Below are 23,719 nucleotides of genomic sequence, written 5' to 3' on the forward strand. Positions count from 1 at the left end.
TTGGTCAGCAAATGAATGATGCGCAGCTACTTCGCTACTCAAGGCATTTACTGCTTGAGGATATTGACGTTGAAGGCCAAGAAAAACTCCTTAATGCACATGCATTAGTCATCGGGGCGGGCGGATTAGGAAGTGCTGCTGCCCCCTATCTAGCGGCTGCTGGAGTTGGACACATCACCCTCGTAGATCACGATGAAGTAGAACTCACTAATTTACAGCGCCAAATCATGCATACCGATGCAATGGTTGGTAAAAGTAAAGTTGTATCTGGTAAGCAATTTCTGAATCAACTTAATCCCAGCATTCAGATTGAAACCATACAAGCAAAAGCAACTGCATCATTATTGGATGAGCTTCTACCCAGCGTGGATATTGTTTTAGATTGCACGGATAACTTTTCTACACGGCACCTCATTAATGCCAGCTGCGTTAAATATCAAAAACCTTTAGTTTCAGGATCAGCCTTGCGCTTTGATGGCCAAGTATCGGTGTTCGATCCGCGCATGACTACCTCTCCCTGCTATGCCTGTATTTTTTCTCCAGATGAAAATTTTGAAGAAGTAAGCTGTGCAAGCATGGGGATTTTCTCTCCACTTGTTGGCATTATTGGCGCCATTCAAGCAGCCCAAGCCTTGCAAGTATTAATTCAATTCGGAGAGCCTCTAGTCGGACGAATGTTACTTTGGGATGCGCGTACTACTCAGGTCGATCAGATTCGTATTGCCCGCAACCCAGACTGTCCAGTCTGTAGCCAAAAACACTGAAGCCACTGAAGATTTATGCCAGCAATCGCTCCAAAGCCTTGGCTTGAGCCTCAGGCTCATAGGCCTTGAGAACTCTTGGGAATCGAGCCTTCAACATACCGACATTGGCTTTCAGGATCTCACGTTTAACTAACAATAATTGGCTGAAATGCATTGAAAAGTCTGTCAATCCCATTGCCAGCAAAAGCTTAGTGAGGGCAGGATCTCCAGCCATCTCGCCACATACTGCAATCGGCACATTAGCGCGTTTTGCTTGCTCAATAATATTTGCTAACAAATGCAAAATGGCTGGGTGCAATGGATCATACAAATGGGCTACTGCATGATCAGCACGATCAATTGCCAAGGTGTACTGAATTAAGTCATTCGTACCAATCGATAGAAAATCAAAGCGATTGATAAACAATGGCAACACCAGAGCAGCTGCTGGAATCTCAATCATCGCACCAACTTGAATATTCGGATTGAACGATTGTCCACGCTGCAGTAATTGTTGCTTTGCTTTTTCGATCAGGCGGAATGTTTCATCGATTTCTTTTGCGTGCGCCAACATTGGAATCATGATGCGCGCTTGCCCGTGAGCAGATGCTCGCAAAATAGCCCTTAATTGTGTCAAGAAGATTTCTGGCTCAGTTAATGACCAACGAATAGCCCGCAAACCCAATGGTGACGTGCCCGTTTGAGATACATCTGTTCCGCCTGCACCCAATGCTTTATCAGCACCGACGTCAATCGTTCTAATGTTAACTGGCAAACCATGCATGAGATCGACTACGCGACGATATTCTTGATACTGTTGCTCCTCATCTGGCAATGCTTGCTTACGATCCATAAACAAAAACTCAGAACGGAATAAGCCTACACCCAATGCACCCAGTTTTATTGCCTGCACGGCATCTTCAGGCAACTCAATATTAGCGAAAAGCTCAATATCTACTCGGTCAAGTGTTTCTGTTTTGGCATGCTTTAGCTGTTGAAGCTTACGAGCTTCCTTTGCTCCTTGAGTTTGTAGCTTTCGATATTCAGCCAACAGCTGTTCATCTGGAGCAACAACGACTACGCCCTGTTCACCATCTAAAATCAACCAATCGCCATGACGAATCATTTCACTGGCATGGCGCACACCCACTACTGCTGGAATTTCCATGCTACGGGCTACGATAGCGGTATGCGAAGTTTTGCCACCAAGATCAGTCACAAAGCCGGTGAAGGCATGCTCCTTGAAGCGCAACATATCATGCGGTGCAATATCGTGAGCCACAATGATGGATTCCACACCAACATCACTTGAGGGTAAAAAGTCAGCTCCTTTTAGCGCGTCTTTTTGTGCATTGAGCGCCTTAATCACACGCTCAGCTACTTGACGAATATCATTCGCACGCTCTTTTAAATAAGGGTCTTCAATCTCGGCAAATTGCTCCAGCAGATCATTTAACTCAGTAGTCAAAGCCCAAGCAGCATTTAATCGTTGAGCGCGAATCAGCTTGATGGGTTTTTCCGCCAAAGCTGGATCAGCCAAGATCATGCCATGCACGTCTAAGAATGCCGCCATCTCTTGAGGTGCATCTTTTGGCAACCCCAAACGCAACTGATCAAGCTCTAAGCGAACCTGCTGAAATGCGTCTAATAATTTTTGGGCTTCCGCCTCTTCTTTACCGGGCTCAACTAAATAATGACTGACTTCTAGTGCTGCGCGCGAAATCAGTACCGCCTTGCCAATGGCAATGCCTTTCGATACTGGAATTCCGTGCAACGCAAAAGTCATTTTTACTCACCCTCTCCAAAGCGGTCATTAATTAATGCCGTGAGGGCTTCCATAGCCTCATCTGCCTTATCACCCACCGTCTCCAGGGTAATCGTGCTACCAATACCTGCTGCCAGCATCATGACGCCCATGATGCTCTTAGCGTTGATTTGACGCCCATTTCGTGACAGAAATATTTCACAGGGAAATTGGGCCGCCAATTGAGACAACTTAGCAGACGCTCTGGCATGCAGTCCCAACTTATTAATAATCTCAATTTCAGCAACTGGCATTACAACTGCTCCTTTAATGCTTGATCTACTTTTGCGCCTAGACGCAAGATTCCATTCTGACCACCAGCCAGGGCTTTCTTCGCTAACTCTTCCAGGCCTTCACCGCGATGGGATATGCAGCGCATCAGCATAGGCAGATTCAATCCCGCCAAAACAATCACGGGAGCATTTAACCCAGACAAAGGGCCCAAGCTTTCGAGCTTTGATGCTACGTTCGCTGGAGTTGCCCCCATCACATCAGTCAAGATGAGTACGCCGTTGCCAGTATTGACGCCATAAGCAGCTTTGAGTACACGATCAAAGCTCACCTTAGTATCTTCATGTGGGGGTATATCAACCGCCCTGACACGTTCCGGCACTACACCAAAAGTATGCTCTGCAAAACTCAGCATTGCGCTTGCAATAGGCGTGTGAGAAACAATTACGATTCCAGCCATATTATGACAATGTCCTCTCAAGGGCTTTCAACCAAAACTGTGGAACATCGAATTTGCTTTGGTCAGTAATTTCAACAAAACACGTTGGGCTAGTGACATTAATCTCTGTCAAATAACCTCCGATTAAATCCAGGCCAACTAAGAATAAACCGCGTTGATTCAGAATAGGTGCTAGTTTCTCAGCAATTCTTTTCTCGTCAGCGTTTAAAGGCATTGCCACCCCTTTACCGCCTGCAGCTAAATTACCGCGAATTTCTTTACCCTGAGGAATACGTGCCAAGGCAAATGGTACAACCTCGCCACCAATCAATAGAACACGCTTGTCACCATCAGCAATATCCGGCAAGAAGCGTTGAACCATCAGGGTTCTAGAGCCATCCTCACCAAGAGTTTCCACAATACTGGCTAAATTTAAGCCGTCAGGACCGACCCGAAATACACCCATACCGCCCATACCATCAAGGGGCTTGATCACGATATCGCTATGAATTCGATGAAACTCTTCTACCGCACTCAGCTCTCGAGTCACTAGTGTTGGCGGGATCAGCTCTGGAAATTCCGTAATTGACAGTTTCTCAGAGTGATCACGAACAGCAGCTGGGTCATTAAATACTCTCGCGCCCTGTCTTTTTGCTGCAGATAAGAGCCATGTTGTATTGAGATACTCAATATCAAAAGGTGGATCCGTTCTCATCTGCACTGCAGAAAATGTATTGAGTGCTTTTGATTCAACCGCGCCCATCTCAAACCAAGATGTAGAGCTTGGTTTGAGTAATAAAGACTGGCAGTCAGCAACCACCAGCTTATCTTTCCATAAAATATTGCGACTCTGGCAGAACCACAAGCGATGCCCAGCTTCTTGAGCAACCCGCATCATCGCTAAAGTGGAATCTTTTTTGATCTTAAAAGATTCTAGAGGGTCGGCAATAAATAAAAGATCCATATTCTTCTATTAAGCAATCAGCATCAAACTATGCCGCTTCCATATCTGGGTCAGTTCTTTCAAGCTCTAGAGAGGCTGCTAGCAAGGCTAAGCGAGCAACAACGCCGTATAGGTAGAAGCGATTTGGGGCAGCACTGCCTGGCTTAGCGCCGAGATCTGGCATGGAGTTTTGCTCAAATGCGAGAGGCACAAAGTGCATGCCAGGAGCATTTAAGTTTTCATCTGGCCCGCGATCTGTGTGAACACGATAAAAACCGCCGATCACATAGCGATCAATCATATACACCACAGGCTCAGCCACGGCTTCATTCACTTTCTCAAAGGTATAAACGCCTTCCTGAATTAAGACATCGCTTACCTCAAGACCTTCTTTGACAATGCTCATCTTATTACGGTCTTTACGGTTTAAGCCCTTAAGTTGGGCGGGATCGTTAACGACCATGACTCCCATTCCATAAGTGCCGGCATCTGCTTTCACAACGACATATGGTTTTTCTTTGATACCGTATTCGCGGTACTTCTTGGCAGTCTTTTTCAAAACCTGCTCGACTGCGGTTTGCAGTTCATCTTCGCCTTTACGCTCATGAAAATTGATATTCGAGCAGCTTGTGAAATACGGATTAATCATCCATTGATCGATATCCACTACTTTTGCAAACTTCTTTGCCACTTCTTCATACGCAGCAAAGTGATTAGACTTGCGACGGACATGCCAGCCAGCATGCAAGCCAGGCAATAGGTATTGCTCGTGAATATTTTCAAGGATTGGTGGGATGCCAGCCGACAAATCATTATTGAGCAAAATAGAGCAAGGATCGAAATCCTTTAAACCCAAACGCTGTTTCTTCAAACCAAGGCGCGATAAAGGCTCCATTAACAAACGATTGCCATCGGGCAACTCAATCCAAGTTGGCTTTTTAATCTCTTCAGAAAAGGTGCCAAGTCGAACATTGAGTCCAGCCTGACGCAAGATAGAAGATAGTCGTGCAATATTCTGCAAATAAAAGGTATTGCGCGTGTGGCGCTCAGGAATCAGCAATAAATTTTTAGCTTCTGGGCAAATCTTCTCGATCGCAGCCATGGCCGCCTGAACAGCCAAGGGCAACATCTGGGGAGAAAGATTATTAAATCCACCTGGAAATAGGTTGGTATCAACCGGGGCTAACTTAAAGCCAGAATTTCGTAAATCTACCGAACAATAGAATGGCGGAGTATGTTCTTGCCATTCCAGCCTAAACCAGCGCTCAATCGTTGGGGTAGCTTCTAGTACCTTTGACTCTAATTCGAGCAAAGGGCCGCTTAGGGCAGTGATGAGATGTGGAACCATTCCACCATTGTAAGATTATTAAAAGAAAGACGCGGGATCCTAGGATCCCGCGCTTAAAACTAGGCAACTAACTAAAATCGCCCAGTGAGGGGTAAATCTACTGATTAAGACTCGTAAGCAGTCTCACCATGTGAGCTGATATCCAAGCCTTCGCGCTCTTCTTCTTCCTTGACACGCAACCCGATCACGATATCGATCAATTTGAAGGCAACGAAAGAAACTACGCCAGACCAAATTACAGTGGTAATCACGCCTTGGGCTTGAATCCATAATTGGCTAGCAATCGAGTAATCAGGAGCAACGGCATTAGCCACATAATCCCAAATACCTGAACCACCCAATGCTGGATCAGCAAATACACCGGTCAACAATGCACCAGTAATACCGCCTACGCCGTGAACACCAAATACGTCCAAGCTGTCGTCTGATCCCAAAATTTTCTTGAGACCAGTAACACCCCAGAGGCAAACTACACCAGCGATCAAGCCAATAATGATGGAACCCATTGGGCCAGCAAAACCAGCAGCAGGAGTAATAGCAACTAAGCCAGCTACGCAACCAGAAGCAGCGCCCAACATAGAAGGCTTGCCTTTGAGAACCCACTCAGCAACAGACCAGCCCAATACAGCGGCAGCAGTAGCTAAATAAGTATTTACGAAAGCCAATGCTGCGCTACCGTTTGCTTCGAGAGCTGAACCAGCATTGAAACCAAACCAGCCAAACCACAAGAGTGCTGCACCAGTCATTACATAAACTAAGTTATGTGGCTTCATTGCTTCTTTGCCGTAACCCAAACGCTTGCCAACAACAAAGGAGCCAACTAAACCAGCAACCGCAGCATTAATATGCACAACGGTACCGCCAGCAAAGTCGAGAACACCTTTTTGCCATAACCAACCAGCACGAGCAGTAATTGCTTCGAGTGATGCAGCATCTTTGATGTCATCAGGACCAGGCCAGAACCAAACCATGTGAGCAATTGGCAAGTAGCTGAATGTGAACCAAATCACCATGAACACCAGAATTGCAGAGAACTTAGCGCGTTCAGCAAATGAACCAATGATCAAGCAGCAAGTGATGGTTGCGAACACTGCTTGGAAAGCCATGAAAATAAACTCAGGAATTACAACGCCTTTACTAAAGGTTGCCGCTACTGAATCTGGATTCATACCACCCAAGAACAGACGATCAAGTCCACCAATGAATGCCCCACCTTCCGTGAATGCAAAGCTATAGCCGTAAATAGACCAGAGCACTGTAATCAAAGAAAACACCATGAAGCATTGCATACAGATAGACAGTATGTTCTTGCTACGTGTTAAACCGCCGTAGAACAAAGCCAAGCCAGGCAGTGTCATTAGCAACACCAAAGCTGTACATACCATCATCCATGCGGAATCGGCTTTATTGCACTTTTCGGAACAAAGAACGGGTGCAGGTTCTGCAGCTGCTGGAGTTGCGGCAGGAGCAGTAACTGCTGGTTTTTTAACTTCATCAGCATGCGCTGGCGAAGTAACCATTACACCAGTAGCACCGATGGCCAAGGCCATAGCACCACCAGCAACGAGTCGTTTCATCCAAGTTAACATTTTGAACCTCTCTTTAAAGTGCTGACGCGCCGGTTTCACCGGTACGAATACGAATGACGTGCTCAACTGGAGAGACAAAAATCTTGCCATCACCAATCTTGCCAGTACGTGCTGATTTTTCAATTGCTTCAATCGCACGCTCCAAGATGCCATCTTCAACAGCAGCTTCAATTTTTACCTTAGGCAAAAAGTCGACAACATACTCAGCACCGCGATACAACTCGGTGTGACCCTTTTGACGACCAAAGCCCTTAACTTCAGTGACGGTGATGCCCGAAACTCCCACTTCCGAGAGAGCTTCGCGCACTTCGTCAAGCTTGAAGGGCTTGATAATTGCGGTAATTAATTTCATATGTTTCTCCGTTCAGAGGTGGAAATTAGAAAGTCTTTGTTAAGGAAATCAAGCCACCTGCGCGACCCTGATTCTTGCCCTGTGGTGTTCCATATTGATATGACCCGCCGTATGTTTGTGCATTTGTACCAACATATGCCAAAGAGCCAGATAATCCACCACCAAAGTCTTTAGTTACGCCAGCCTTCCAATCAGTATATGAATACAAGGTGCTGTTGCTTAAACTACTCACACCAGGAGCAGCATTAGTATTTCCAGCAATATATTGATAGCCAACGTGGCCATTAAGTGACAATCCCCAGACGCCTGTATCGTAATTAACCGTCAGATCTGGATAGTACGATCCAGTGCTATTGGTTGTACCAAATAAGGTGGTAACCGCATAAGAAAACTTAACGAATCCAGTCACGGGACCGAAAGTAAAGTTTTGCGCAGCATACAACTCAGTTGAGTTCGGATTTGTTGTTCCATTAGCCAACCCAGATGTTGGGTAGTAATACTGTAGAACTCCAAAATCAGAGGCGAAGCCTTCGCCAATGAACTCCTTCTTAAAGCCGGCGTAGAAATCCATTTCTATTGGGGCGGAAACTGACTTTGTACCACCAGAAGTATAGGTAGAAGAATCACTAATCCAGCTGATTGAACTGTTCCAGTTACCAATGTAAAAGCCACTTTCATGAGCATAGTCAAAACCGCCTTGAATCGCTGGCTTAAAGTTTGACTGGGTCAAACCACGATAACGATAGTCGTTTACAACGGTTACGTTTGCAGTAATCGGGCTAGCCTCTGGCTCATCGGCCGCGAAAGCTGGCGTATATGCCAATCCGCTTAACAAGCCTGCAGCGACTGCAGAAATTGCTGTCTTGTGTAAAGTTTTCATCTAATACTCCTTACTGGTTGTAATAAAAAATGGGTTGAATGCATATTGCATGGAGTGATCATGCGGGCTTGGCCAAAACCGTTTTTGAGCCTATTCCCCTTATTAATGCCGATGCACCTAATTAGTGCTTTTTATTGCACCACGCTAGGGAAATTAGGGGATTTTTGGCTGTTTTTGACCTTTTTCACCCTTTTGGACGGCTCAACATAAAATATCAATGTGTGTGTTTTATGCAACTCTTAACCTAACTAAAAAGCCCATCATGCAAAAACCTGGCGAAATCCTCGAGCAAATCCAACGCATTGCTAGCGATATGCAAAATAAAGTGGGCGATGCCATTCGCAATTCACCGGCACAGGAAATTGAAAAGAACGTGCGCGCAATGATGAATCAAGGTTTTCAGAAAATGGATTTGGTTACTCGTGAAGAATTTGAACTGCAAAGTAAGGTGCTAGCTAAGACGAGAGAAAAGTTAGAGGCACTTGAAGCAAAAGTAGCCGCCTTAGAGAAAAATTAATTTCGTATAGTTTGGCGATCTAGAGCTTTACTCTGGATGAAACTCGTTAAAAAAGTTTACGTACTCTTCTGTAGATAGCGCCGTTTTTATATCAGTATTGTTTGCATTTATATGTAGTACGGATGCTTGATATATCCAAACTCCACCACTATCAGTTGGTCTCAATATCCAACGCACTCTCATGGTCTGCTGAATTTTTCCGCTTGCACTAACCGCAATGAAATAGTCTTTGGTCGGAAATCTTTGGCGACTAGCAGTTTGATAGAAGGCATCTTCTATCAAGACATTGCCACCCGATCCCCTTGCTTTATCTAATAGGTGGCTTTGCAATTGATCGATGATTTTCTGAGCTAAATTCGATTGATTGGGCGGCACTTGAATCGAGCTGATGGAATAAATATCATCCTCAATTTTCACTGCTTCAAGAAATTGCTTTAACTCTTGTCCTTGATATGGAATATTGCGCTCAAGCTTAGCTGGCTTAGCTGGAAACAGCGCCGTGTATCGCTGTTCAGGAGACTGGACTGTGCGCCAATTCAGCTTAGGGCTGCAGGCCGATAAAAAAATACATATTGCTAAAAGTAGCCAAGCTCTTAAAACGCTTTTAAACAATACCCGCTCCATGCGCCTGTTGATCTGCATGGTAACTAGAGCGCACCATCGCCCCAACCGCTGCATGTGAGAAGCCCATCTCATAAGCTCGCTCTTCGAACATCTTGAATACATCAGGGTGTACATAGCGCTGAACCGGGAGATGGTGGCCAGATGGCGCAAGGTACTGGCCAATAGTGAGCATATCAATATTATGCTCACGCATATCCTTCATCACTTCAAGAATCTCTTCATCAGTCTCGCCTAAACCAACCATCAAGCCACTCTTTGTAGGGATGTGTGGAAAGCGCTCTTTAAAGTCTTTTAGCAACTTAAGGGAATGCAAATAGTCAGCGCCTGGTCTAGCTTGTTTATATAAACGCGGAACCGTCTCTAAGTTGTGATTCATAACATCTGGTAAACCCTTTGGCGCATGCTCAGCAAAGATATCCAGTGCCTTATCTAAACGGCCACGAAAGTCTGGAACCAATACTTCAATGCGCGTGCTTGAAGAGAGATCACGCGATTGGGAGATACAGTCGACATAATGCATCGCCCCACCATCACGCAAGTCATCACGGTCTACGCTAGTAATGACAACGTAATTTAATTTCAAGGCGGCGATAGTGCGTGCCAAGTTTGCAGGCTCTTTTACATCAAGGGGATCTGGTCTGCCATGCCCAACATCACAAAATGGACAACGGCGAGTGCACTTATCGCCCATGATCATGAATGTCGCCGTACCTTTGCCAAAACACTCGCCAATATTAGGGCAGCTCGCTTCTTCGCAAACCGTCACTAATTCGTTTTCACGCAAAATCTTTTTGATTTCGGCAAAACGTGAATTACCTGATGCAGCCTTTACCCGAATCCAATCTGGTTTTTTAAGTATCTCTTCGAGGGGCACTATCTTGATTGGAATGCGCGCAGTCTTCTCACTCGATTTTTGTTTACGAGTAGCGTCATACTGAAGATCTTGGCGCTCCTCAAGAGATTGTTTGGTATCGGTCTTATTTGCGGTCATGATGGTATTAGTTGCTTTTGCAAATTCTCCAAAAGCTTTTGGCTAATTGAATCTATATTGTCCTTGATCCCAAGGGTTTGCATATCTACCGTTCTTAAGCCCTCATAACCACAAGGGTGGATGCGCCCAAATGCCTCAAGATCTGTTGCCACATTCAATGCCAGGCCATGATAGGAGCAGCTTTTAGAGACCTTTAGGCCAAGTGCGGCTACTTTTGCACCAAACCATTCAGGCGGGATACTCGATTGCTCAGACACATAAATTCCGGGAGCGCCCGACTTTCTCTCAGCCTCTATGCCGAAATCTGCCAAGGTATCGATCAAAGCCTGCTCAATGCGCGAGACCAACTCCTTTACAAATATCCCAAGACGTTTCAAATCAAGTAATAAATAGACAACGATCTGTCCTGGTCCGTGATAAGTGATTTCACCACCACGATCAACCTGCACCATTGGAATTTGATTGCTTGGAGAATGCAAGTTGCTAGCATCGCCAGCTAAGCCTAAAGTAAAAACGGGTGGATGCTCTAAGATCCAAATCTCATCTGGAGTAGCGCTATTTCGTTCTTTTGTGAAGACACGCATGGCTTCATACGTTAAAGCGTAATCAGCCAAGCCAAGATGTTTTACCAAAACCGTCATGAGTTGCAGCTAAAGAACAATGCTCACTAGTGGATGTGTAGAGAGGGTTCGATAAAGCTCATCGAGCTGTTCACGACTAGTTGCCGTAATAGGCAAAGTGATACCAAGATAATTTCCATCCTTTGACGGTCTTTGTTCGACTTTACTCTCGTCAAATGTAGGATCAAACTGCCTTGCAATATGAATGATTGCGGGCAGATATTCGGGATTATTTTTACCCATCACCTTAATTGGAAAAAGGGACGGGTATTCAATCAGGGATTTTTCTTCGGACATAATATTGAGTAGCTCGATTCTATTGTTCTAATCAGTTCTGACGATGATCTGGCATACCTAACCAAGCGCCAGTAATAATGTTGCGAATGCAATGCAATCGACGATGAAAAAAGTGATCGGCACCTGGTACTACTTGCACTGTGAGCTCTTGTGGAAGAGCCCAATCAAAGACATCTTTTAAGGGAATGGTTTCATCCAATTCACCATGAATCAGAATGGTGTCAGCGGGCACCGGAGCGAGAGTCCACTTGCCAGCAGCACTTCCCACCATCACCAAGCGTTCAGCGGGACGTCCGAGCTCTGCCAGTCTTTGCACTAAATGGCTGCCCACAAAACTGCCGAACGAAAAACCTGAAACAACCAGCGGTAAAGTATTAGCTGAATTTACCCACGGCTGATCTGCCGTTGCTTCAAAGTCAGACCAGCTAGAAGGTGTTTGCATCCACTCAGTGACATAGAGTAAGTCTTCTAACTCGCCAACGCCGTCATCATGTACGCCAGCAGTACCGCCAACACCACGAAAGTTTGGCCGCACACTGACGTAACCCAATTGATTAAATGCACGTGCCATTGTTTGTGCAACCTTATTGTCCATTGTGCCGCCCAATAAAGGATGGGGATGCGCAACCAAGGCGAGTCCGCGTACTACAAATGATGGATTGCTCTTTAACTCATCAGGCAGATCAATGGACATTTCCATTGCACCCACAATGCCATCTATATGAATTACTTTGGTACGGCTATTCATGAAGAAAACTTTCGATGATGACGATAAATAATTTCTGGAAAAATCTAAGGACAGCTATGTCAACTGCAGACGCTCTACTGGAGCACCATTCAACAAATGGGATTGGATGATTTCTTCTACATCTTCTTTATCCACTAAGGTATACCAAATGCCGTCTGGGTAAACCACCATCACTGGGCCGTCAGCACAACGGTCTAAGCAGCCGGCTTTATTCACGCGAATTTTTCCGGGACCAGCTAAGCCCAACTCTTTTACCCTGTTCTTAGCATATTCAAATAAAGCAAAAGCGTTATGCCGATCGCAACAATCTTCGCCATTGCTTCGTTGATTCAAGCAAAAAAATAGGTGATGTGAAAAGCTCATAAAAAAATTGTATTCATTAATATTTTGACTTTAGATCTCTTAAGTTTCGAATCATCCAAATAGAGGCTAGTGGTAACCATATTACCGAAACCCATTGCATCAACTCATTGAAATGTAATAGTCGCCCTTGATTCCAATGCCTGAGGGTTAGGATGAAATAGGGATTATCAGGCATTACATTGATTGCAACGGTGACGCCGAGTAAACAAACTATAGCTAAAAGCTGCTTTGTTCTTAGTCGAAGTCGCAAAGCCCATCTCAAAGCAACTGTAGCCAGCAGCATCCCCCAAAAGGCTCCTGCTGTAAACCAGAGGAGGCTGAACTCCCAACCGAACTGAAGGGCTGTGAAAAGTGTCTTTAGTAGCACCGTGAGCCCCAGTAGGCCATTCAATATTTGCCATTGGGGCGCCTTGACTCGCATTCCAGTGGAGAGCAAAAGCGCAACGCCTAACCAACAAAATCCAGTAATGAGGGTTTCTTGAACGACTTGATTAATCACCGTCGTACCCCAATCAATGGAACCGAATATGACATGCCCCCAAACCCCAACGCCAAGCCACGAACTTTGGGGATAAATCTGCGACCAAGGGAATAAGAGAAAAAGTGCGCATATCGCCCAATTCAAACCAAACCATTGATCAAACCTACGTCGTATCGCAGTTCCAGAAAGCCACTCTGGCCCAAGAGGGATTGCTAACAGTCCGCCCAATAAGCCTCCAAATACATTGGCCCACCAATCCATCAAACTTGGAATGCGAGTAGGTAGCCAAGTTTGGAGTGTTTCAACACTAAAAGCCAACCAGGCACTCAGGCTAATGGCTATACCCAAGGCAACAAAGTTTCTCCAGCGAGGATATGTGGAAAAGACCAGCAGAAATCCAAATGGGATATAGGCCAAGATATTGACCGAAACATCAAAAATCGTAATAAAGCGTGGCAAAGGAGCACCAATCCAGGCCTCTGCAGTGATCCCATTCTGAAAATCAAAATCAAATGGATTTAGACTCACATAAAGAATCAGCAATGCATAGGCAAGACTCATCGCACGAGCAAGCGGCATGGCCTGCAGAGGCCATACTAGCTTTCGGGGGCGCTGATCATTTGCATCCATTCCCCCAATTCTAGGTCAGACCTTTCTACAATGACGAAATGACTGCTAATTGCATCCTTGAACGCGTTACCGAGACCAGATCGACCAATGATGATTTATTGGAACGCTGGCGAGCTGGCGAGCTCATAGACCCCGTAGCTCGCATTGCCCACAAACAGACTGCCGGCAAGGGGCGGGCTGGGCGTACATGGCTCGCGAATCCTGAGGACTCAATTTGCTTCTCAATGGCATTTCCCTTTAGTAGAAGTCCCGCAGAATTGACTGGGCTTAGCCTATCAGTTGGCCTTGCTGTCATTCAAGGCATTGCAAAAGCATGCAAACTCAAATTATCTGATCTTCATCAAGCTGGCCTGCGCCTCAAATGGCCCAATGATTTATTACTCAATAATGCGAAACTCGCTGGAATTCTGATTGAGGGCGGACAAGCAAAAGCGGGAGATCCCAGCTGGATGATTATTGGTGTCGGCATGAACTTGCGTAATGCAAATGCGATACAAGAAAAGCTTCAGCAAAGCGAAATCCAAGTTGGCTCTATAGATCAGCTACTTCCAAAAGAGATGAGTCTTCCTGACCTTGAATATCTTTGGTTATCCCTACTAGAATCATTTGAGGAACATTTCAAAAAATTTGATCAAGAGGGTTTTGCAGCTTTCCAACAAGCATGGCTTGAGTGGGATGCGTTTCTAGATCAGAAGGTCTGCATTTCCGGCGCTGGTAAAGATTCTATTTGCGGTATTGCTAAAGGCGCTGATATCAATGGCGCCCTGCTACTAGAGCAGGAAGACAAAATGATTGCCATTTATGCTGGCGATGTATCCCTGAGAGTTCAATCATGAGTCTGTACTTATTATTTGATGTCGGTAATACACGCCTCAAGTGGGCGGCCGTTGAGTCTAATCAGCATCCATCTGATCAACAAAAAAAATTATGGGCTTATTCTGGATCTATCAGCAGTAAGTCATTGCAATCAGCAGAGCATCGAGCCGAGCTAGCAGATTACATTTCAAAAACTTTACCTAAGCCCAGTGTCATTGCATTTAGCTGCGTCGCTGGACATGAGGCGATTGATAATCTCAAATCGCTCTTTCCTCAATGGCAGGATGTCGAATGGAGACAACTCAGAGGTGATAGTGCTATTGATGGAATGCGCAGTCTCTATCAAGACCCCAGCAAATTAGGAGCCGATCGTTGGGCAGCCATCATCGCAGCACGGGCATTATCAAAAGTAAACACATTGATCATCAATGCTGGCACAGCCACAACCATTGATCTACTTGGCGCTAATGGTGTTCATTATGGTGGCTGGATATTGCCTGGCCTTGAGTTGATGCGGAAGAGCTTGGAAAACAATACCGCGCAACTCCCTTTAGCCACACGAGGAGAGGTGCACCATGGTTTTGGCATATCTACAAACGATGCAATTATTGGTGGATGTGATGCCGCACAAATCGGCGCAATTCAATATGCAATCGATGTAGCAAAAGAAATGAATCAACCCATTGAAAAAATTTGGCTTGATGGTGGTAACGCTAAAATTCTGGCAACTGAAATTGCGCAGCTCAGTAAACTGAATGCCTTAAAGATCGAAACCAGCGAGGGGCTAGTGCTACGCGGTATTTGGTTCTGGCTCTTAAACAATCTTTAAGAACGAATTTTTCCCAATAAGCTAGTAGTAGAGCGCTCATACAAGAATGGGATGGCAATCGCTTTGCCTCCCCAGGTTTTAACGAGATGCGTTTCAGCCAAAGTATCAATCTCGTAATCACCTCCCTTAACGTAAATATCAGGGCGTATTTTTTCAATCAAATTTACTGGGGTTTGCTCCGTAAACAATACTGCCATATCAACGCTTTCAAGGGCTGCCAATAAAGCCTGTCGATCAGCCTCAGAATTAATGGGCCTATCGTCACCCTTGCCTAACATCTTGACCGAAGCATCCGAGTTCACGCCAACAACGAGACTGGCGCCTAAAGCACGCGCTTGCGCCAAGTAACTCGCATGGCCACGATGCAAAATATCAAACACACCATTAGTAAAAACCAATGGCCTTGGTAATTTAGTGATACGCGCCTCAAGCTGCTCGGTTGGGCAAACTTTAGACTCAAATGATGGTGGGGGCAAAGGGCTCATAACGTAATATTAATGGCATTGTGAGATGTCCTGCGATATTGCCTAGAATGTCTTAGACTTGGATACCCATCAACCAAAGAATAAAGAGACAATATGAACCGCACGGTAAGCAGTAGAGTAGCTGGCTGGCTATTTGCCCTTTTTCTTACTGCTACTGGAATACAGCTAGCAAATGCAGGCCCAAGCTGTAGTCCGCTCTTGTCTCATACCTTTCTTCGGCTACAAGATGAAGCACCACAAAATCTTTGTCAATATCAAGGGAAAGTAATCCTAGCAGTCAACACGGCAAGCTTTTGCGGATTTACGAGCCAATACGAGGGCCTCGAAAAAATTTACGCTAAATACAAAGATCGGGGTTTTGTTGTTCTTGGGTTTCCCTCCAATGACTTTGGTCAGCAAGAGCCAGGTAGCAATAAAGAGATTGCTGACTTTTGCAAAAATACTTACGACGTGAAGTTTCCGATGTTTGCCAAGAGTAATGTTTCAGGGAGTAACCCAAACCCACTCTTCAAGATGTTGATCGCCAAAACAGGCACCACTCCGAAATGGAACTTCTATAAATATTTGATAGACCGAAATGGCAATGTGATCGATTCATTTGGAAGCGTAACCAAGCCCACCAGCAGCAGCATCACCAATCAAATAGAAAAGCTTCTAGAGGAAAAAGTTCAGTGAGTAAAAAAAGAATTGCCATCATTGGCGCGGGCATCTCTGGACTTGGCTGTGCTTATGCCTTAAGACAACATGCAGATATTGAGTTGACTGTATATGAAGGCGGCAACCATATTGGTGGCCATAGCAATACCGTTGACTTCACTTGCCATATTGATGGTCAAGAAATTACGCACGGTGTTGACACTGGCTTTCTGGTCTTTAATCGCAAAACTTACCCCCGGCTTGTAAGACTGTTTGAAGAAATCCAAGCACCCGTTGCTCCGTCAGAAATGTCATTTTCTGTATCGATTGATGTTTCCGAAAAAAATCCTGCACATCCAAAAATTGAATGGGCTGGCAATGACATCAACTCATTTTTTGGACAACGCTCCAACTTACTTTCACCATCTTTTTGGCGTATGGCTTATGACATCCTGCGCTTTAATCGCTTGGCGACTCGGCTTGCTCAGCAGCAGATTACTGCTGGCCATCACTTGATAGAGCCAGATGAAACGATTGTCAATTTCTTAAACCGAAATCGCTTCAGTCAAAGCTTTAGAGAAAATTATTTCTTACCTATGATTGGTGCAATATGGTCTTGCTCAGTTGAGCAAATGCTGGAATTTCCAATTCAGACCATGGTGCGTTTTTGCCACAATCACGGCTTATTGCAAATCCAAAATCGCCCACAATGGCTCACTATCAAAGGGGGATCACGCGAATATGTTAAGCGCATGGTCAGTGTCTTAGAAAAAAATCGTGTCGCGATCAAACGTGAATCTGTGCAGCGAGTCAATACAAGTCATGATGCAACCTCTCAAGTGGAAGTCATTAGTCCATCGGGCTCAGCATGGTTTGATGAGGTAGTCATGGCTTGCCATAGCGATCAAACCTTAGAGCTTGTTCATGGAATTGATCAACAAGCCAGAAATATCTTAGCTGCTATCCCCTATCAAAAAAATCGTGCAATTTTGCACACAGACTCCAACTTTTTACCTGATGCGAAACGTTGCTGGGCTGCCTGGAACTACACGGCAAAGGCTGGAGCAGCGCCAAGCTCTAAGCAACATGTGAGCGTCAATTACCTCATTAATCGTTTACAACCCTTACCTGATGCGCTCAAAGATACCCAAATTATTGTGAGCCTTAACCCCTCGACCGAGCCTAATCCAAAATTAGTGCATCAAGAAATTCACTACTCACATCCCATATTCGATATGAGCGCGATTCAAGCACAGAAAGAATTACCACTCATCCAAGGCACCTCTTCTATCTGGTATTGCGGGGCATGGACTGGTTTTGGTTTTCATGAAGATGGTCTTCGCTCTGGAGAATTAGTAGCTGAAGCTTTAATTGAAAGTATTCGATCTCCTCTCAATAGCATTCCGAGACAAGATGCACGCTAAATGAATCAAGTGAAGATTAACTTTGGGGATGTTAAGCACCGCCGCTTACGACCCGCTCAAAATGCATTTGGATATGGCGTATTCACTATCTCTATTCCCATGCGAGCTCGCAGAGAAAATCCCTCACTTCTTAGTAGCGGCGGCTTAAAGGACAATCGGTTGGGCTTATGCTCATTTTTCGATAAAGACCATGGGCTTGGAGGCTCTGATGGCCTGGCGTGGATTGAAAATATTTTGCAAGAAAATAATCTACTTGATGCAGATGGGGAGATCTGGTTACAAACCTTTCCTAGAGTGCTGGGTTATGTTTTCAACCCAGTCAGCTTTTGGATCTGCTCTCGGGCAGATGGAAAGGTTTATGCCGTATTAGCCGAAGTCAATAACACCTTTGGCGAGCGGCACTGTTATTTATTGCACAAAGATTCTGGTGAGGCGCTACTATCTGGCGAAACACTTACCAGCAAGAAAGTCTTTCACGTATCTCCTTTTTGTGAAGTACGCGGAGAATACCGTTTTCGGTTTCTGTTTGCGCAAGATAGTAGCTCTAAGCAACACTCCGTTGCCCGCATTGAGCTTCATGAGGATGGCCTCCCCCTCATTAACACTAGTATTAGTGGAAAAAGTCGCCCCCTTACCAAATCCACACTTTATTTAGCACTCTTGCGATACCCATTAATGAGCCTAGGAGTGATTTTTCGTATTCACTGGCAAGCATTGAAATTATGGCTAAAAGGTGTACCCTTTCATTCAAAGCCCAAACCACCAGAATTTGAAGTTAGCAGATGAATCGTCCAGGACAATCCTTACTCTCTCGCCTGAATTTCTCAAGGTCGCAAAGACGTACCCAAGCAAATAAATCTCGCTTGGGTACGGAGACGCTGTTAAGTCTGCTATCCCAACTGAGTAGCGGTCACTTAAAAATGGTTTTGCCTGATGGCAACATTAGAGAATTCGGCAATAAGTCTGATAACTTACATGCTGAGATTCAAATTTTGGATTGGTCTGTATTTAAGCAAGTGCTTTCTCACGGTGATATTGGTTTTGCCGAAAGCTACATCCGCGGGGAGTGGAATACTCCCGACCTCAAAGCTATTCTGGAGCTTGCAATTCGTAATCGCACAATCTTAGAAAAGGCCATTTATGGCAGTTGGTACGGATCAATTCTTTATCGCCTCAGACACTGGTTGCGCGATAACAGTAAAACTGGCAGTCGTAAAAATATTCATGCGCACTATGACTTAGGTAATGCTTTCTATACATTGTGGTTAGATCCCTCTATGAGCTACTCCAGCGCTTGGTTCTCAGAGGGCGAGAAACAATCTCTTGCTGACGCACAGCGAGCCAAAATCAGCCGCATTCTCGAATCTCTCGATACTAAGCCCGGTGACCATATTCTAGAAATTGGCTGTGGATGGGGTGGCGTCATGGAAGAGTCTCTGCGTAGCAATATTGCCATTACTGGCCTCACACTCTCTACCGAACAAAAGGCCTACGCAGAAGACCGCTTAACAAAAATCAAATCGCAAATAAATAATCCTCAATCTTTTGAAGTTCGTCTGCAGGATTATCGAGATTGCCAAGAGACATTCAATGGCATTGCTTCTGTTGAAATGTTTGAAGCCGTTGGAGAAAAACATTGGCCCGAATATTTTCAGACCATTGCAAAATGCTTAAAGCCTGGTGGTAAAGCATGCATCCAAACGATTGTGATTGCTGAAGAGCTATTTGATCGTTACCGCCACAATACCGACTTCATTCAGCAATACGTTTTCCCAGGTGGCATGCTGCCATCACGCACCAGTTTTAAAGAAAGTGCCGCAAAAGCAGGTCTCCAGATTGAAGGGGAATTTGCTTTTGGAGCCGATTATGCAAAAACACTTTGCCTTTGGCGCGACAGTTTCAATCAAAGACTCCAAGAAGTTCATGAATTAGGATTTGATGAAGCGTTTATTAGATTATGGAACTTCTATTTAATGTATTGTGCTGCTGGATTTGCAGAGCGCAATATTGATGTTGTGCAATTTACACTAAGCCATCAGAAATCTGCAGCATCTCCAGATGCGCTTCAAGCATGAAACAAAAGGGTATAAACCGTTTTACTGGTAAGCGTGTTTGGGTCATTGGTGCCTCAAGTGGCATCGGCGAAGCCTGTGCAAAGGCACTCTTACTAGAAGGTGCCAAAGTTGCGCTCTCAAGTCGGAGGGCAGATCGCTTAAATGCAATAGCAGCACATGCAAAAGCCGATCAAACCTTGGTCATTCCATTAGATGTCACAAATCACGATCAACTCACTCAAGGCTATGAGACTCTTCTGAAAACCTGGGGCGGCTTGGATTTATTGCTATTTGTCTCGGGAATGTATGTGCCCTTACGCGCAGACAATTTTGAGATCGATGCCGCAGAGCAAACAATTGAAGCAAACCTTCTTGGTCCGATGAGAGCAGTGGCACTAGTGCTTCCTGCAATGCTGAAAGCACATACTGGTCATATTGCCATCGTTGGAAGTGTTGCGGGATATAGTGGTCTGCCTAAAGCGCTCGCTTATGGTCCTAGTAAAGCTGGGATTATCAATTTTTGTGAAACGCTTTATTACGACTTGCTTCCGCAAGGTATTAGCGTTCATATGATCTCTCCAGGCTTTGTTGCGACTGAGGCTACTGCTCAAAATGATTTTGAGATGCCAGCATTAATTAGCGCCGAAGAAGCGGCCGCTGAAATCATTAGTGGAATTGAAAGGGGGGAGTTTGACATTCACTTTCCGAAGCGATTCTCACGATTCTTAAAGTTCTTGAGAATCCTGCCCTATCCGCTCTATTTCTGGATTGTGCGACGCTTTGTCAAAATCTAATTAGCACCTAAAAACGTCAAAGCGAAATACTTACCGGTACTTATCTTTGCGAATTTTTTCTTCAAGATAGTCCATTACCGCAATAGCTTTAGCCTTAGTCCCAGCAATAGAAGGCGAAGTAACGTACTTACCCTGCATCACAATCGTAGGAACACCATCAATACGATAAGCCTCTGCTAACTGCTTAGCAGCCCTGGCTTTGGATACGACGGCAAACGAACGATAGGTAGCCAAAAAGGTATTGCGGTCAACACCTTGTGAAGCGACCCAATCTGCAATTTCAGGCTCAGTCAGCAAGCGCTTATTTTCCTTATGCATCGCATACATCACCTTTTCGTTTAAGGCATCGCCCTTACCCATAGATTCAAGGGCATAGTAAAGCTGGCTATGCGGCAAGAAATCATCTCGGAAAGCTACTGGCACTCTACGGAAAGCGACGTCTTTTGGTTGGCGCTTCACCCAAGCACTCAGTTCGGGCTCAAAGTCATAGCAATGTGGGCAGCCATACCAAAAGAATTCAATAACCTCGACTTTTCCCTTTGTTTCCACGGGCTGTGGAACAGGCAAGATGCGGTAATCAAATCCCTCTTCAATTTTCTGCCCCTGCGCGCTGGCAAGACCACTTAAAAAAATCAGGGTGAATACAACTAATACTCTTTTGCTAAATGAGATCATGATCTTTAACTTACTTACTAGCCTTAATGAGGGTGGGTTTGATACCCATAGTATTTAACTTATCACGCGCTGGATTACTTTCTTCAATGCTGTTGTAGGGACCAGAGCGAACACGCCATAGCGTATTACCATCAGCAGTAACCTCGCTTAATTGTGTTTGAATACCTTGAATCGCTAAGCTTGCCTTTTGTGCGTCTGCATCAGCACGTTTTGTAAAAGCGCCAACCTGCAGAAAGTAAATGGCATCACCTTTTGAAGCGGCAGGAGCAGAAGCACTTTCGGCCGGCTTCTTACCGTTGACCAAATCTCCAATTGGATCAGTAGAGGGCTGAGCAGGGCTTTTGCCTTGCAAGGGTTTATTCAAATCCAATTGTTCTGCAGGAGCGGTTGGCTCTCCTTCGGCTGGGACAGCCGGCTTAATCGTCATTGGTAAATTGGGTGCGCGCACACCCGGTCTTTCTTGTGGCGTATTTTTAGATAGGTAGAAAGCAATGACAAACGCGATACCAAGTCCGGCGCCTAAGCCCAATACAAAGCCCAGGATAGTGCCACCATATTGAGCGTTACTTACAGGAATGCTGCTGTCCCGCTTCATGAAGCCAGATTGTTGATTCGGTTTTTTCATCATTTCCTCATCTTACCTATTCACTTCATACTTTGCCACTACATCTTGGCTGGTGCAGATACCCCTAGAACCTTTAAACCATTCTGTAAAACTTGACGGGTTGCTGATAACAGAGCAAGGCGAGCGAGTTTCAGTTTTTCATCATCAACCAATACCCGATCCGCGTTGTAGAAGGTATGAAAATCTCCCGCCAAATCACGCAAATAGAAAGCCAGTGCATGGGGAGCTAATTCAGCTGCTGCATCTGTCAATACTTCGGGATACTCTGCGAGACGTCTTAACAAATGGTCCGAGGCTTTGCTTTGCAATAAAGACAAATCGGCACCGGCTAAATCTGCTGCATGACCATCCCATTGCTGCAGGATGGAGCTAATGCGTGCATGGGCATATTGCACATAGAACACAGGGTTCTCATCATTTTGCTGGAGCGCAAGGTCAATATCGAATACAAATTCAGTATCTGCTTTGCGAGAGATTAAGAAAAAGCGTACGGCATCACGGCCACGCTGGAGTGCTAACTCTCTCTCCTCAGGCGTCATTTCTGGAGTAACGCCACCAGACCACTCAACCAAGTCGCGCACAGTTACATAAGAGCCTGCGCGTTTAGAAATTTTGACCTCTTCACCGTGACGCATCACCGTAACCATTTTGTGCAGCACATAATCTGGATACGTTTTCGGAATATCCCAACTACGCTTCTGAGCAACACCCTGCAAGCCTGAACGCACACGTGAAATCGTACCGTGGTGATCGCTACCTTGCACATTGATGACCTTTGTAAAACCACGATTCCATTTACTCGTGTGATATGCGACGTCAGGCACGAAATACGTAAAGCTTCCATCAGACTTACGCATCACCCGATCTTTATCATCGCCATCATCAGTAGTCCTAAGCCACAAAGCACCCTCTGACTCATAGGTCTTACCAATACTTTGCAGATCTTGAACAATCTGCTCAACACTACCATCTGTATATAAGGAAGATTCTAAGTAATAGCAATCAAACTTCACGCCAAATGTTTTCAAATCAATATCTTGCTCATTGCGTAAATACGCAACAGCAAATTGACGGATTGCTTCAAGATCATCTCGATATTCAGGAGAAGTTTTAAAGGCTGTTGCAATCTCTGCAATGTATTCACCGTTATAAGCCTGCTCAGGCCAATTAGCGTCACCCGGCTTCAAGCCATTTAAGCGCGCTTGCACAGACAAAGCGAGGTTAGCAATTTGTACGCCAGCATCGTTGTAATAAAACTCACGATGCACTTTGATTCCCTGGGTTGCCAATAAATTTGCCAAAGCATCGCCCAGCGCAGCCTGTCTGCCATGGCCAACATGCAATGGGCCGGTTGGGTTTGCTGAAACGAATTCAATCATTGCACTGGTAATTGGGCCACTACCTTGGGTAAGCTCGCCAAAATGAGTGCCTGCAGAAAGGATCTCTCCAACGACGGCAGTTTTAGCCGCATTGCTTAAACGGAAATTCATAAATCCAGGGCCAGCAATCTCACAGGATGAGATTAGTTGGTCATATCCTGGTTGTTTTTGCAAACGCTCCACCAACGATTGGGCTAATTCGCGGGGATTCAGCTTCCAGGCCTTTGAAAGCTGGAGCGCAATATTACAAGCGACATCGCCATGATCTGCAGCTTTAGGACGCTCTAAACGGGGGACTGGTGACTCACCTAGCCCGCGCTCCTGAGCCAAGCCTTGCAGGGCCCCACTCAGCATTTCAATTAATCGGTTTTTATTGGTCAGCAACATAGATAAGTGAGTTTA

Annotated in this window: 28 protein-coding genes; 9 read left to right on the plus strand and 19 right to left on the minus strand. The window is 45.2% G+C overall.

The genetic code is table 11. From position 1 onward, the window contains the following. Positions 1-11: 11 nt before the first annotated feature. The gene (locus FD968_RS09680) at positions 12-764 is read left to right on the plus strand and encodes a HesA/MoeB/ThiF family protein (protein WP_215365962.1); all 753 of its coding nucleotides are present in this window, start codon (positions 12-14) and stop codon (positions 762-764) included. A 13-nt stretch (positions 765-777) separates the two neighbouring features. On the opposite strand, the gene ptsP is transcribed toward FD968_RS09680, so the two are convergent. The 8 genes from ptsP to FD968_RS09720 all read right to left on the minus strand — a co-directional run bounded on the left by ptsP (position 778) and on the right by FD968_RS09720 (position 8,329). Then, positions 778-2,529 (minus strand): phosphoenolpyruvate--protein phosphotransferase, encoded by a 1,752-nt coding sequence (ptsP, locus tag FD968_RS09685; RefSeq protein ID WP_215365964.1) that lies wholly within the window; start codon positions 2,527-2,529, stop codon positions 778-780. Between the two features lie 2 nt (positions 2,530-2,531). Continuing rightward, positions 2,532-2,801, minus strand: a complete 270-nt coding sequence (locus FD968_RS09690) for an HPr family phosphocarrier protein (protein ID WP_215365966.1) — start codon at positions 2,799-2,801, stop codon at positions 2,532-2,534. Beyond that, a complete protein-coding gene (locus FD968_RS09695) occupies positions 2,801-3,238 on the minus strand; it encodes a PTS sugar transporter subunit IIA (protein ID WP_215365968.1) in 438 nt (145 codons plus the stop codon). Before FD968_RS09695 ends, FD968_RS09690 begins: the two co-directional genes overlap by 1 nt. Before the next feature lies 1 nt (position 3,239). After that, on the minus strand, positions 3,240-4,181 hold the full coding sequence (gene gshB, locus FD968_RS09700; protein ID WP_215365970.1) for a glutathione synthase: 942 nt from the start codon (positions 4,179-4,181) through the stop codon (positions 3,240-3,242). A 28-nt stretch (positions 4,182-4,209) separates the two neighbouring features. Beyond that, positions 4,210-5,508, minus strand: coding sequence for a glutamate--cysteine ligase (gshA, locus tag FD968_RS09705; protein ID WP_215365972.1), 1,299 nt, complete (start codon positions 5,506-5,508; stop codon positions 4,210-4,212). A 104-nt stretch (positions 5,509-5,612) separates the two neighbouring features. Continuing rightward, on the minus strand, positions 5,613-7,097 hold the full coding sequence (locus FD968_RS09710; RefSeq protein ID WP_215365973.1) for an ammonium transporter: 1,485 nt from the start codon (positions 7,095-7,097) through the stop codon (positions 5,613-5,615). A gap of 13 nt (positions 7,098-7,110) precedes the next feature. Then, positions 7,111-7,449: a P-II family nitrogen regulator gene (locus tag FD968_RS09715; protein WP_011903792.1), complete on the minus strand. Its 339-nt coding sequence runs from the start codon at positions 7,447-7,449 to the stop codon at positions 7,111-7,113. 25 nt (positions 7,450-7,474) lie between these two features. Continuing rightward, on the minus strand, positions 7,475-8,329 hold the full coding sequence (locus FD968_RS09720) for a TorF family putative porin (protein ID WP_215365975.1): 855 nt from the start codon (positions 8,327-8,329) through the stop codon (positions 7,475-7,477). A gap of 262 nt (positions 8,330-8,591) precedes the next feature. Here FD968_RS09720 and FD968_RS09725 point away from each other — a divergent pair, with 262 nt between their 5' ends. Next, positions 8,592-8,846 (plus strand): accessory factor UbiK family protein, encoded by a 255-nt coding sequence (locus tag FD968_RS09725; RefSeq protein ID WP_215365977.1) that lies wholly within the window; start codon positions 8,592-8,594, stop codon positions 8,844-8,846. A 27-nt stretch (positions 8,847-8,873) separates the two neighbouring features. On the opposite strand, the gene FD968_RS09730 is transcribed toward FD968_RS09725, so the two are convergent. The 7 genes from FD968_RS09730 to FD968_RS09760 are packed head-to-tail and all read right to left on the minus strand — an operon-like array spanning position 8,874 to position 13,600. Next, complete coding sequence (locus FD968_RS09730) at positions 8,874-9,458, minus strand: hypothetical protein (RefSeq protein WP_215365979.1); 585 nt, start codon at positions 9,456-9,458, stop codon at positions 8,874-8,876. Next, positions 9,451-10,461, minus strand: coding sequence for a lipoyl synthase (gene lipA / locus FD968_RS09735; RefSeq protein ID WP_215365981.1), 1,011 nt, complete (start codon positions 10,459-10,461; stop codon positions 9,451-9,453). Before lipA ends, FD968_RS09730 begins: the two co-directional genes overlap by 8 nt. Continuing rightward, complete coding sequence (gene lipB / locus FD968_RS09740) at positions 10,458-11,102, minus strand: lipoyl(octanoyl) transferase LipB (protein WP_215365982.1); 645 nt, start codon at positions 11,100-11,102, stop codon at positions 10,458-10,460. Before lipB ends, lipA begins: the two co-directional genes overlap by 4 nt. Before the next feature lie 9 nt (positions 11,103-11,111). Continuing rightward, positions 11,112-11,378: a YbeD family protein gene (locus FD968_RS09745; RefSeq protein ID WP_215365984.1), complete on the minus strand. Its 267-nt coding sequence runs from the start codon at positions 11,376-11,378 to the stop codon at positions 11,112-11,114. Positions 11,379-11,409: 31 nt separating this feature from the next. After that, positions 11,410-12,126, minus strand: a complete 717-nt coding sequence (locus FD968_RS09750; protein WP_215365986.1) for an alpha/beta hydrolase — start codon at positions 12,124-12,126, stop codon at positions 11,410-11,412. Positions 12,127-12,180: 54 nt separating this feature from the next. Continuing rightward, complete coding sequence (locus FD968_RS09755; RefSeq protein ID WP_215365988.1) at positions 12,181-12,489, minus strand: ferredoxin; 309 nt, start codon at positions 12,487-12,489, stop codon at positions 12,181-12,183. Between the two features lie 16 nt (positions 12,490-12,505). After that, a complete protein-coding gene (locus FD968_RS09760; RefSeq protein WP_215365990.1) occupies positions 12,506-13,600 on the minus strand; it encodes a VanZ family protein in 1,095 nt (364 codons plus the stop codon). A gap of 38 nt (positions 13,601-13,638) precedes the next feature. Here FD968_RS09760 and FD968_RS09765 point away from each other — a divergent pair, with 38 nt between their 5' ends. Then, complete coding sequence (locus tag FD968_RS09765) at positions 13,639-14,436, plus strand: biotin--[acetyl-CoA-carboxylase] ligase (RefSeq protein ID WP_215365992.1); 798 nt, start codon at positions 13,639-13,641, stop codon at positions 14,434-14,436. Then, positions 14,433-15,245, plus strand: a complete 813-nt coding sequence (locus FD968_RS09770; RefSeq protein WP_215365994.1) for a type III pantothenate kinase — start codon at positions 14,433-14,435, stop codon at positions 15,243-15,245. The genes FD968_RS09765 and FD968_RS09770 overlap by 4 nt, the downstream gene beginning before the upstream one ends. Here the strand turns inward: FD968_RS09770 and rfaE2 are convergent. Continuing rightward, on the minus strand, positions 15,242-15,730 hold the full coding sequence (rfaE2, locus tag FD968_RS09775) for a D-glycero-beta-D-manno-heptose 1-phosphate adenylyltransferase (protein ID WP_215365996.1): 489 nt from the start codon (positions 15,728-15,730) through the stop codon (positions 15,242-15,244). The genes FD968_RS09770 and rfaE2 overlap by 4 nt on opposite strands. Positions 15,731-15,823: 93 nt before the next feature. Between rfaE2 and FD968_RS09780 the strand changes: the two genes are divergently transcribed. From FD968_RS09780 to FD968_RS09800, 5 genes are read left to right on the plus strand one after another with little or no spacing between them, the layout of a single operon-like run. After that, positions 15,824-16,405: a glutathione peroxidase gene (locus FD968_RS09780; protein WP_215365998.1), complete on the plus strand. Its 582-nt coding sequence runs from the start codon at positions 15,824-15,826 to the stop codon at positions 16,403-16,405. After that, positions 16,402-17,790 (plus strand): NAD(P)/FAD-dependent oxidoreductase, encoded by a 1,389-nt coding sequence (locus FD968_RS09785; RefSeq protein WP_215366000.1) that lies wholly within the window; start codon positions 16,402-16,404, stop codon positions 17,788-17,790. Before FD968_RS09780 ends, FD968_RS09785 begins: the two co-directional genes overlap by 4 nt. After that, positions 17,791-18,576: a DUF1365 domain-containing protein gene (locus FD968_RS09790; RefSeq protein WP_215366002.1), complete on the plus strand. Its 786-nt coding sequence runs from the start codon at positions 17,791-17,793 to the stop codon at positions 18,574-18,576. It abuts the gene before it with no gap. Then, positions 18,573-19,865 (plus strand): cyclopropane-fatty-acyl-phospholipid synthase family protein, encoded by a 1,293-nt coding sequence (locus FD968_RS09795; protein ID WP_215366004.1) that lies wholly within the window; start codon positions 18,573-18,575, stop codon positions 19,863-19,865. Before FD968_RS09790 ends, FD968_RS09795 begins: the two co-directional genes overlap by 4 nt. Continuing rightward, entirely contained in the window at positions 19,862-20,638 is a 777-nt protein-coding gene (locus tag FD968_RS09800; protein ID WP_215366006.1) for an SDR family oxidoreductase, read from the plus strand. Before FD968_RS09795 ends, FD968_RS09800 begins: the two co-directional genes overlap by 4 nt. A gap of 30 nt (positions 20,639-20,668) precedes the next feature. Here the strand turns inward: FD968_RS09800 and FD968_RS09805 are convergent, their stop codons facing one another. From FD968_RS09805 to argS, 3 genes are read right to left on the minus strand one after another with little or no spacing between them, the layout of a single operon-like run. Further along, the gene (locus FD968_RS09805; RefSeq protein WP_215366008.1) at positions 20,669-21,313 is read right to left on the minus strand and encodes a thiol:disulfide interchange protein DsbA/DsbL; all 645 of its coding nucleotides are present in this window, start codon (positions 21,311-21,313) and stop codon (positions 20,669-20,671) included. Positions 21,314-21,323: 10 nt separating this feature from the next. Then, a complete protein-coding gene (locus FD968_RS09810) occupies positions 21,324-21,941 on the minus strand; it encodes an SPOR domain-containing protein (RefSeq protein WP_215366011.1) in 618 nt (205 codons plus the stop codon). Between the two features lie 35 nt (positions 21,942-21,976). Next, positions 21,977-23,704 carry an arginine--tRNA ligase gene (argS, locus tag FD968_RS09815; RefSeq protein ID WP_215366013.1) on the minus strand — a complete coding sequence of 576 codons (1,728 nt, stop codon included), beginning with the start codon at positions 23,702-23,704 and terminating at the stop codon, positions 21,977-21,979. Between the last annotated feature and the right edge of the window lie 15 nt (positions 23,705-23,719).

The sequence above is a fragment of the Polynucleobacter sp. AP-Titi-500A-B4 genome (assembly GCF_018688095.1).
Lineage (GTDB): Bacteria > Pseudomonadota > Gammaproteobacteria > Burkholderiales > Burkholderiaceae > Polynucleobacter.

Coding starts and splice junctions, on each gene's coding strand:
- gshA (WP_215365972.1), bottom strand. CDS start 5,508: ATGGTTCCACATCTCATCACTGCCCTAAGCGGCCCTTTGCTCGAATTA.
- FD968_RS09750 (WP_215365986.1), bottom strand. CDS start 12,126: ATGAATAGCCGTACCAAAGTAATTCATATAGATGGCATTGTGGGTGCA.
- FD968_RS09715 (WP_011903792.1), bottom strand. CDS start 7,449: ATGAAATTAATTACCGCAATTATCAAGCCCTTCAAGCTTGACGAAGTG.
- FD968_RS09695 (WP_215365968.1), bottom strand. CDS start 3,238: ATGGCTGGAATCGTAATTGTTTCTCACACGCCTATTGCAAGCGCAATG.
- FD968_RS09765 (WP_215365992.1), top strand. CDS start 13,639: ATGACTGCTAATTGCATCCTTGAACGCGTTACCGAGACCAGATCGACC.
- FD968_RS09725 (WP_215365977.1), top strand. CDS start 8,592: ATGCAAAAACCTGGCGAAATCCTCGAGCAAATCCAACGCATTGCTAGC.
- FD968_RS09770 (WP_215365994.1), top strand. CDS start 14,433: ATGAGTCTGTACTTATTATTTGATGTCGGTAATACACGCCTCAAGTGG.
- FD968_RS09780 (WP_215365998.1), top strand. CDS start 15,824: ATGAACCGCACGGTAAGCAGTAGAGTAGCTGGCTGGCTATTTGCCCTT.
- FD968_RS09710 (WP_215365973.1), bottom strand. CDS start 7,097: ATGTTAACTTGGATGAAACGACTCGTTGCTGGTGGTGCTATGGCCTTG.
- ptsP (WP_215365964.1), bottom strand. CDS start 2,529: ATGACTTTTGCGTTGCACGGAATTCCAGTATCGAAAGGCATTGCCATT.
- lipB (WP_215365982.1), bottom strand. CDS start 11,102: ATGACGGTTTTGGTAAAACATCTTGGCTTGGCTGATTACGCTTTAACG.
- FD968_RS09680 (WP_215365962.1), top strand. CDS start 12: ATGAATGATGCGCAGCTACTTCGCTACTCAAGGCATTTACTGCTTGAG.
- FD968_RS09760 (WP_215365990.1), bottom strand. CDS start 13,600: ATGGATGCAAATGATCAGCGCCCCCGAAAGCTAGTATGGCCTCTGCAG.
- rfaE2 (WP_215365996.1), bottom strand. CDS start 15,730: ATGAGCCCTTTGCCCCCACCATCATTTGAGTCTAAAGTTTGCCCAACC.
- gshB (WP_215365970.1), bottom strand. CDS start 4,181: ATGGATCTTTTATTTATTGCCGACCCTCTAGAATCTTTTAAGATCAAA.
- argS (WP_215366013.1), bottom strand. CDS start 23,704: ATGTTGCTGACCAATAAAAACCGATTAATTGAAATGCTGAGTGGGGCC.
- lipA (WP_215365981.1), bottom strand. CDS start 10,461: ATGACCGCAAATAAGACCGATACCAAACAATCTCTTGAGGAGCGCCAA.
- FD968_RS09755 (WP_215365988.1), bottom strand. CDS start 12,489: ATGAGCTTTTCACATCACCTATTTTTTTGCTTGAATCAACGAAGCAAT.
- FD968_RS09690 (WP_215365966.1), bottom strand. CDS start 2,801: ATGCCAGTTGCTGAAATTGAGATTATTAATAAGTTGGGACTGCATGCC.
- FD968_RS09805 (WP_215366008.1), bottom strand. CDS start 21,313: ATGATCTCATTTAGCAAAAGAGTATTAGTTGTATTCACCCTGATTTTT.
- FD968_RS09800 (WP_215366006.1), top strand. CDS start 19,862: ATGAAACAAAAGGGTATAAACCGTTTTACTGGTAAGCGTGTTTGGGTC.
- FD968_RS09795 (WP_215366004.1), top strand. CDS start 18,573: ATGAATCGTCCAGGACAATCCTTACTCTCTCGCCTGAATTTCTCAAGG.
- FD968_RS09720 (WP_215365975.1), bottom strand. CDS start 8,329: ATGAAAACTTTACACAAGACAGCAATTTCTGCAGTCGCTGCAGGCTTG.
- FD968_RS09790 (WP_215366002.1), top strand. CDS start 17,791: ATGAATCAAGTGAAGATTAACTTTGGGGATGTTAAGCACCGCCGCTTA.
- FD968_RS09810 (WP_215366011.1), bottom strand. CDS start 21,941: ATGATGAAAAAACCGAATCAACAATCTGGCTTCATGAAGCGGGACAGC.
- FD968_RS09745 (WP_215365984.1), bottom strand. CDS start 11,378: ATGTCCGAAGAAAAATCCCTGATTGAATACCCGTCCCTTTTTCCAATT.